The following is a 6,505-nucleotide window of genomic DNA, read 5'->3' as shown; positions in this document are numbered from 1 at the left end:
GGCCGAGCAGGCCCGTGCCGCGGCACAGCTGGTATCGGCCAGATCCGATCTGGAGCGTAGCCGCCTTGATTACAGCCGCCGTCAGGCCCTGGCGCGCAATGGCTCGGTATCCGGCGAAGAACTGAGCAATGCCGGCAATGCGCTGGCCGTGGCCGAAGCCGCCTTCCACGCCGCCGAAGCCGGTGCGCGCCAGAGTGAAGCCAATTACCGCGCCGCGCTGGGCGCGCTGAAAAACAATCAGGCACTGACGGCCGACAGCACGGTGGCCACCAATCCGGAAGTGCTGCTGGCACGCGCCCGACGCGACCAGGCCAGGCTGGACCTGGAGCGCACCATCATCCGTGCGCCGCTGGACGGCACGGTGGCCAAGCGCCAGGTGCAACTGGGCCAGCGGGTGCAGGCCGGCGCGCCGCTGCTGTCGATTGCACCGCTGCAACAGGCCCATGTGGATGCCAACTTCAAGGAAGTGCAGCTGGAAAAGGTGCGCCTCGGGCAGCCGGTCAAGCTCACCGCCGACCTGTACGGCGACAGCGTGGAATACCACGGCAAGGTGGTCGGGCTTGCCGGCGGTTCCGGCTCGTCCTTTGCCGTGATTCCGGCGCAGAACGCCACCGGCAACTGGATCAAGGTGGTGCAGCGCCTGCCGGTACGCATCGCACTGGACCCGGCCGAGCTGCGCGCCCATCCGCTGTCGGTGGGCCTGTCGATGAACGCCACCATCGACACCCGCTCGCACTGAGGAAACGGCCATGTCCCACCCCTCCTCACCCGCCGCACCGCTGACCGGTGCCACGCTGTGGCTGGCGGCGCTTGCGCTGTCTGCCGGTAATTTCATCGCCGTGCTCGACACCACCATTGCCAATGTCTCGGTCCCCAATATTGCCGGCGGGCTGGGCGTGGCGGCCAATCAGGGCACCTATGTCATCACCTCGTATGCCGTGGCCGAGGCCATTACCGTACCGCTGACCGGCTGGCTGGCCGCCCGTTTTGGCACGGTGCGTCTTTTTATCACCTCGATGCTGCTGTTCGGCCTGTTTTCCCTGCTGTGCGGCCTGTCGCACTCGCTGGAAACCCTGCTGCTGTTCCGCGTGCTGCAAGGCCTGGCCGGCGGCCCGCTGATGCCGATGTCGCAAACCCTGCTGCAGCAGATCTTTCCCAGGGAAAAAGCCAGCATTGCCATCGGCCTGTGGAGCATGACCACGCTGGTGGCGCCGGTGCTGGGGCCGGTGCTGGGCGGGGTGCTGTGCGACCAGGTCAGCTGGCCGTGGATCTTCTATATCAATGTGCCCATCGCGCTGACCTGCGGCTATCTGGGCTGGCAGCTGCTCAAAAGCCAGGAGAGCATGCGCCTGCAGCTGCGCATCGACATCATCGGCCTGCTGCTGCTGATCGTGTGGGTGGCCGCGCTGCAGATCATGCTGGACGAAGGCAAGGACCTGGACTGGTTCTCTTCGACGGAAATCGTCAGCCTGGCCATCATCAGTGTGGTGGGCTTCCTTTCCTTCCTGATCTGGGAGCTGACCGAACACAATCCGGTGGTCAATCTGCGGGTATTCCGCCACCGCGGCTACTGGGTCAGCGTGCTGACCATCGCACTGGCTTTCGGCTCCTTTTTCGGTTCCACCGTGCTCACCCCGCAATGGCTGCAAAGCTATATGGGCTATACCGCCACCGATGCCGGCATCGCCCAGGCGCTCAGCGGGGTGCTGTCGGTACTGGCCGCACCGCTGGTGGCCCATCTCACCACCCGCACCGACCCGCGCCGGCTGGTATTCATCGGGGTGATGTGGCTGGGTGGCGTCACCCTGTTCCGCAGCTTCAACACCACCGATGTCGGCTTCTGGCAGGTTGCCGTCCCCCTGTTCTTCCAGGGGCTGGGCATGCCCTTCTTTTTCATCCCGCTGATCGGCCTGGCCATGTCCAGCGTGGACGAGGTGGAAATGGCCTCGGCCGCCGGGCTGATGAATTTCCTGCGCACCATGTCGGGTGCCATCGCCACCTCGCTGGTCACCACCGCCTGGGACGACAAGGCCAAGTACTACCACGACATTCTCAGCGGGCTGACCGACTCCGGCGGCGAAGCCATGCAGCAGATGAGCACGGCTTTCGGCACGGAGCCGGCACGCCACCTGCTCAACAGCCTGGTCGATGCCCAAAGCATCATGCTGTCGACCAATACGCTGTTCATGATCAGCGGCCTGTCCTTTGTGGTGGCCGCCTGCGTGGTCTGGCTGGCACCCCGCCCCACCCATATGGCCGATACCAGCCATGTCCATTGAACACCGTCACGGCCGGCACGGCCATTGACAAGCAAGCAGAAAGCACATGATGCATAGCACGCAGCCGACAAGCGGGCGCGAGTTGCAGGTCGACCCCGCCAAGCCGCTGGTCAGCATGACCGACACCCGCGGCAACATCCTGCACGCCAATCCGGCCTTTATCGAAATCAGCGGTTACAGCCGGGCCGAGCTGCTCGGCCAGCCACACAATATTGTGCGCCATCCCGACATGCCGGCCGCAGCCTTCGCCGACATGTGGCGCACACTGGCGGCCGACCTGCCCTGGCAGGGCATGGTCAAGAACCGGGCCAAGAACGGCGATCATTACTGGGTGCACGCCTATGTATCGCCCTGCTTCGAAAAACAGCGCAAAACCGGCTATATCTCGGTACGCAGCCGGCCCACGGCCGGGCAGATCGAGGCTGCGGACGCCTTGTACCGCGCCGTCAACCGGCAGCAGCGGCCTTTTCCGGCCACCCGCTACCCGGCCCGCACCGCGCTGTCGGCCAGAATCATGCTGCTGGCCACGCTGCCGGCCGCCTGCCTGCTGGCTGCCGCCAACCTGCCGGGGCCGCAGTCGTGGCTGGCCGGCGGCACCGGCCTGATCTGCGCCGGGGCGCTGGCGTTCTGGACCTGGCACGGCATCCGCCAGCCGCTGGAATGGTCGGTCCAGGCCATCAGGAAAATCAGCGGCGGCGACCTTGGTTTCGAGCTGGAAACCAGCGCCGCCGGCGAATTCTCGCGCCAGCTGCTGGGCATCCAGTCGATGAAGTTCAATCTGCGTGCCATGTTCGCCGACATGATGGGCATTGCCGACGAAATCGACAGCCAGTCGGACGCACTCAACGCCCAGTCGCAGGTGGCCAGCCGGCATATCCAGCAGGGTGTGGACTGCGTGCGCCAGATGAGCACCACCCTCGGCCAGATGACGGCCGCCATCCACAGCATTGCCGCCGCCACCAGCCAGAATGCCGCCACCGCCGCCACTGCGGCGGAACGGGTCAGTGAAGGAGTCGGCCAGATCGTGGCCGCGCAGCAGGCGGCGCAGGGTGTGGTCAAGCGCATGCAGACGGCCAAAACCCTGGTGTCCGAGCTGGATGCCGAAACCAACGGCATCCGCAAGCTGGCGGAAATCATCCAGGGCATTGCCGAACAGACCAATCTGCTGGCGCTGAATGCCGCCATCGAAGCGGCACGGGCCGGCGAATCCGGCCGTGGCTTTGCCGTGGTGGCCGATGAAGTACGCAAGCTGGCCGAACGCACCAGCGGCAGCACCGAGGAAATCACCCATACCATCCAGCGCATCGGCAGCTGCACGCAACAAACCCTCAGCGCCATCACCATCGCCGCCGACGAGGTGGACCACAGCAACGACATGCTTGGCGCCAGCAAGCTCATTTACGAGAACATCAAGCGCGCCGGCGCTGAAATCGAGTCTTCTTCCAGCGATATCGCCAGCATGTTGCAGCAACAGGCGCAGGCCAGCAGCGAGGCCAGCCGCAACATCCACACCATCAATCAGCTGGTGGAACAGAACAGCAACAGCATCACCTCGATACAACATGCCGCCGACCGGCTGGGCAGCACCGCCAGGGAGCTCTACCAGATGAGCAGCCGCTTCGTGTCGTCCCGGTAAGCGGAGCCCATCATGCCCAGCAATCATGTACAGGACATGGCAACCACTCCCTGCGGCTTGCCGCCGCTCGGCGATGTCGCGGCCCTGCTGAACCGGCTACCGGCGCAGCCCCCCTGCCCGCAGCTCAGGGCCGTTCTCGACTATCACCTGAGCCACGACCCGCAAACCGGCCTGCCCAATCTGGACTTTCTGGTGCAACGCATCGATGCCAGCCTGCAGGCCGGGATACCTTGCAGCCTGCTGTTTCTGGAAATCGCCGGCATCGACGAGATCGGCGAATACCACGGCCTGGCAGCGGCCCTGTTTGCCCTGCGCAGCATGGCCGAACGCATCCGCAACACCATCGGACACGATGATGTGGTGGCGCGGATTCATGGCGGGATTTATCTGGCGCTGGTATTCGATGCCGAGCCGCAACGGCTGGCCATCCGGCTGAAAAACTGCATCACCCGCCCGCTGCCCTGGCAGGTCGACATGCTGCATCTGACCACGGCCATCGGCATTGTCCGCAGCAGCGATTGCCCGGGGGCGGCAGAAGGGCTGATCCGCGCCGGTTACGCGGCGGCCCAGAGCAGCCTGCAACACGGCAAGGGCATCTGCCACTTTACCGCCGCACAGGCCCGGCAGATCGAACGCCGCTATCAGCTGGGTGCGCGCCTGCACACCGCGCTGGAACAGGGCGGGCTGTCGCTATATTTCCAGGCAGAAGTCCGTGCCGGCGATGGCCGGCTCCAGGCGGCCGAGGCCCTGCTGCGCTGGCATGACCCGGTGCTGGGCGAGGTATCCCCGGCCGAGTTCATTCCCATTGCCGAACACAATGGTCTGATAGCCGGCCTCAGCACCTGGGTCATCCACCATGCGCTGGCTGAATTGAAAAAATGGCAGCATGCCGGGCTGGACATCAAGATGGCCATCAATCTGTCGGCCTGCGATTTGCATGACATCACCCTGCTCGGCCGCATCCAGGCAGCACTGCACGCAAGTGGGGTCGACCCCACCCGGCTGGTGATCGAACTGACCGAATCCGCCGTGATGCGCAATCCGCTGTTTGCAGCCAGGCAACTGGCGGCGCTGCGGGCCTTGGGCGTGGCCATTTCGCTGGACGACTTCGGCACCGGCTTTTCATCCTTCAGCCTGTTGCGCCAATTGCCGCTCGACACCCTGAAAATAGACCGCTCCTTCATCACCGACATCGCCGGCGATGACTGTGCCGCCGCCATTGTCCGCACCATCATTTCCCTGGCGCGCACCCTGCGCCTGAAGACGGTGGCCGAAGGCGTGGAAACCGCCGCACAGGCCAGCCTGCTGACAGCGTCAAGAGTTGACCTCCTGCAAGGCTATTTTTTCGGCAAGCCACTGGCTGCCGCCGATTTCCTCCGCCATGCCGTCGCGGTTTGCGGCAATGAGCCTACTTGAAGCGGCCTGCAGCCCATGCCAGTATTGAAATTGCCTCAACCATCCCTTGTCCCGGGCCATACCCGCCCCATTCCAGCCCGGCCGCCACGGCGGACAACCCGGATGAGCGCCCGCCATCCGCTCAATCGGCACAGGAAACCGGTGTGATGAACATATTTCTTCGTTGCGGACTGGTGGCCATTGCCGCCTTTGCCTGCGCCATGGCCGGGGAAGCCATTCATGACGGGTTCCCGGTTTATGTCAGCCATTCCGGCGAGCTGATCAAGCTGATCTCCTCGCTGATCGGCACCCTGTTTGCCATTGTGCTGGGTCTGCTCATTTCTTCGTCCTACACCACCTTCAACAACCATCAGGCCGATTTCAATGCCATGGCCACCGCGGCCGCCAATATCGACCTGCTGCTGAAGCTGTATCCGCAGCAATCCGCCTCATTGCGGCCGCAGCTGCTGGCCACCATCGACCGCGTGCTGGGCCGCTACTGGCCGGAAAAATCCAGACAGCGGCAACAGGATGTCAACTACCACTTCCTGAATGACGACATCGCGGCCATGGTCAACATCAACAATACCTTTCAGGCCATCGACCATGTCAGCCGCGACGACATCAATGCCATGCGCCAGTTCTCCAACCAGTTTGTCGCCATCCAGACCAACATCATCCGCAGCCTGTCCAATCAGGTGCCATCGCTCTTGCTGGTCATCGTGTTTGGCTGGGCCTGCCTGCTGTTTTTCCTTTATGGCATTTTCGGCAGTGGCAGTGCTTTTGAAATATTTTTCCTGTTCCTGGGTGCCATCGCCATTGCCAGCGCCAATTTTCTCATTCTGGAGCTGACCCATCCCTATCAGGGCATGTTCAAGGTATCCAGCGCCGCGTTTGACCTGTTGCATGCCGCCATCGTGGCAGAACAGCAGGTGGCGCAGGAGCCAGACCGATGAACCAGCAGCCCGCTCACAGCGCCCTGGCCTGCCACGAATGCGACCTGCTGCAGACCGCCCCCGCCGCGGCCGGGCAGGCCGTCTGCTGCTGCCGCTGCGGCTGCCAGCTGCTGCCCCGCCCCGGCTATCCCCCCGCCACCTCCCTGCCACTGGTGCTGGCCGGACTGCTGGTCTTTATCCTGGCCAATGTCTTTCCCGTGGTCGGCCTGGAGGCCGGTGGCGTGCGCACCGCCACCACC

General features: G+C 64.1%; 5 protein-coding genes and 1 pseudogene. All 6 read left to right on the top strand.

Going from position 1 to position 6,505, the window contains the following annotated elements; genetic code table 11:
* Window positions 1-739, top strand: a 739-nt coding sequence (locus JHD64_RS20620; RefSeq protein WP_199055430.1) for an HlyD family efflux transporter periplasmic adaptor subunit, incomplete at its 5' end; no start/stop codon positions are given.
* Window positions 740-749: 10 nt separating this feature from the next.
* The gene (locus tag JHD64_RS20615; RefSeq protein ID WP_199055428.1) at window positions 750-2,279 is read left to right on the top strand and encodes a DHA2 family efflux MFS transporter permease subunit; all 1,530 of its coding nucleotides are present in this window, start codon (window positions 750-752) and stop codon (window positions 2,277-2,279) included.
* Between the two features lie 46 nt (window positions 2,280-2,325).
* A complete protein-coding gene (locus JHD64_RS20610; protein WP_199055426.1) occupies window positions 2,326-3,915 on the top strand; it encodes a methyl-accepting chemotaxis protein in 1,590 nt (529 codons plus the stop codon).
* 12 nt (window positions 3,916-3,927) lie between these two features.
* Window positions 3,928-5,331 carry a bifunctional diguanylate cyclase/phosphodiesterase gene (locus JHD64_RS20605; RefSeq protein ID WP_199055424.1) on the top strand — a complete coding sequence of 468 codons (1,404 nt, stop codon included), beginning with the start codon at window positions 3,928-3,930 and terminating at the stop codon, window positions 5,329-5,331.
* 146 nt (window positions 5,332-5,477) lie between these two features.
* Complete coding sequence (locus JHD64_RS20600; protein WP_199055422.1) at window positions 5,478-6,266, top strand: hypothetical protein; 789 nt, start codon at window positions 5,478-5,480, stop codon at window positions 6,264-6,266.
* Window positions 6,263-6,505: pseudogene (locus tag JHD64_RS20595) on the top strand (hypothetical protein); the annotation flags it as partial. The gene JHD64_RS20600 and the pseudogene JHD64_RS20595, both read left to right, overlap by 4 nt.

The sequence above is a fragment of the Aquitalea sp. ASV15 genome (assembly GCF_016429115.1).
GTDB classification, from domain to species: Bacteria; Pseudomonadota; Gammaproteobacteria; order Burkholderiales; family Chromobacteriaceae; genus Aquitalea; species Aquitalea magnusonii.
This window is presented reverse-complemented; position numbering and strand designations above follow the sequence as displayed.

Coding starts and splice junctions, on each gene's coding strand:
- JHD64_RS20615 (WP_199055428.1), top strand. CDS start 750: ATGTCCCACCCCTCCTCACCCGCCGCACCGCTGACCGGTGCCACGCTG.
- JHD64_RS20610 (WP_199055426.1), top strand. CDS start 2,326: ATGATGCATAGCACGCAGCCGACAAGCGGGCGCGAGTTGCAGGTCGAC.
- JHD64_RS20605 (WP_199055424.1), top strand. CDS start 3,928: ATGCCCAGCAATCATGTACAGGACATGGCAACCACTCCCTGCGGCTTG.
- JHD64_RS20600 (WP_199055422.1), top strand. CDS start 5,478: ATGAACATATTTCTTCGTTGCGGACTGGTGGCCATTGCCGCCTTTGCC.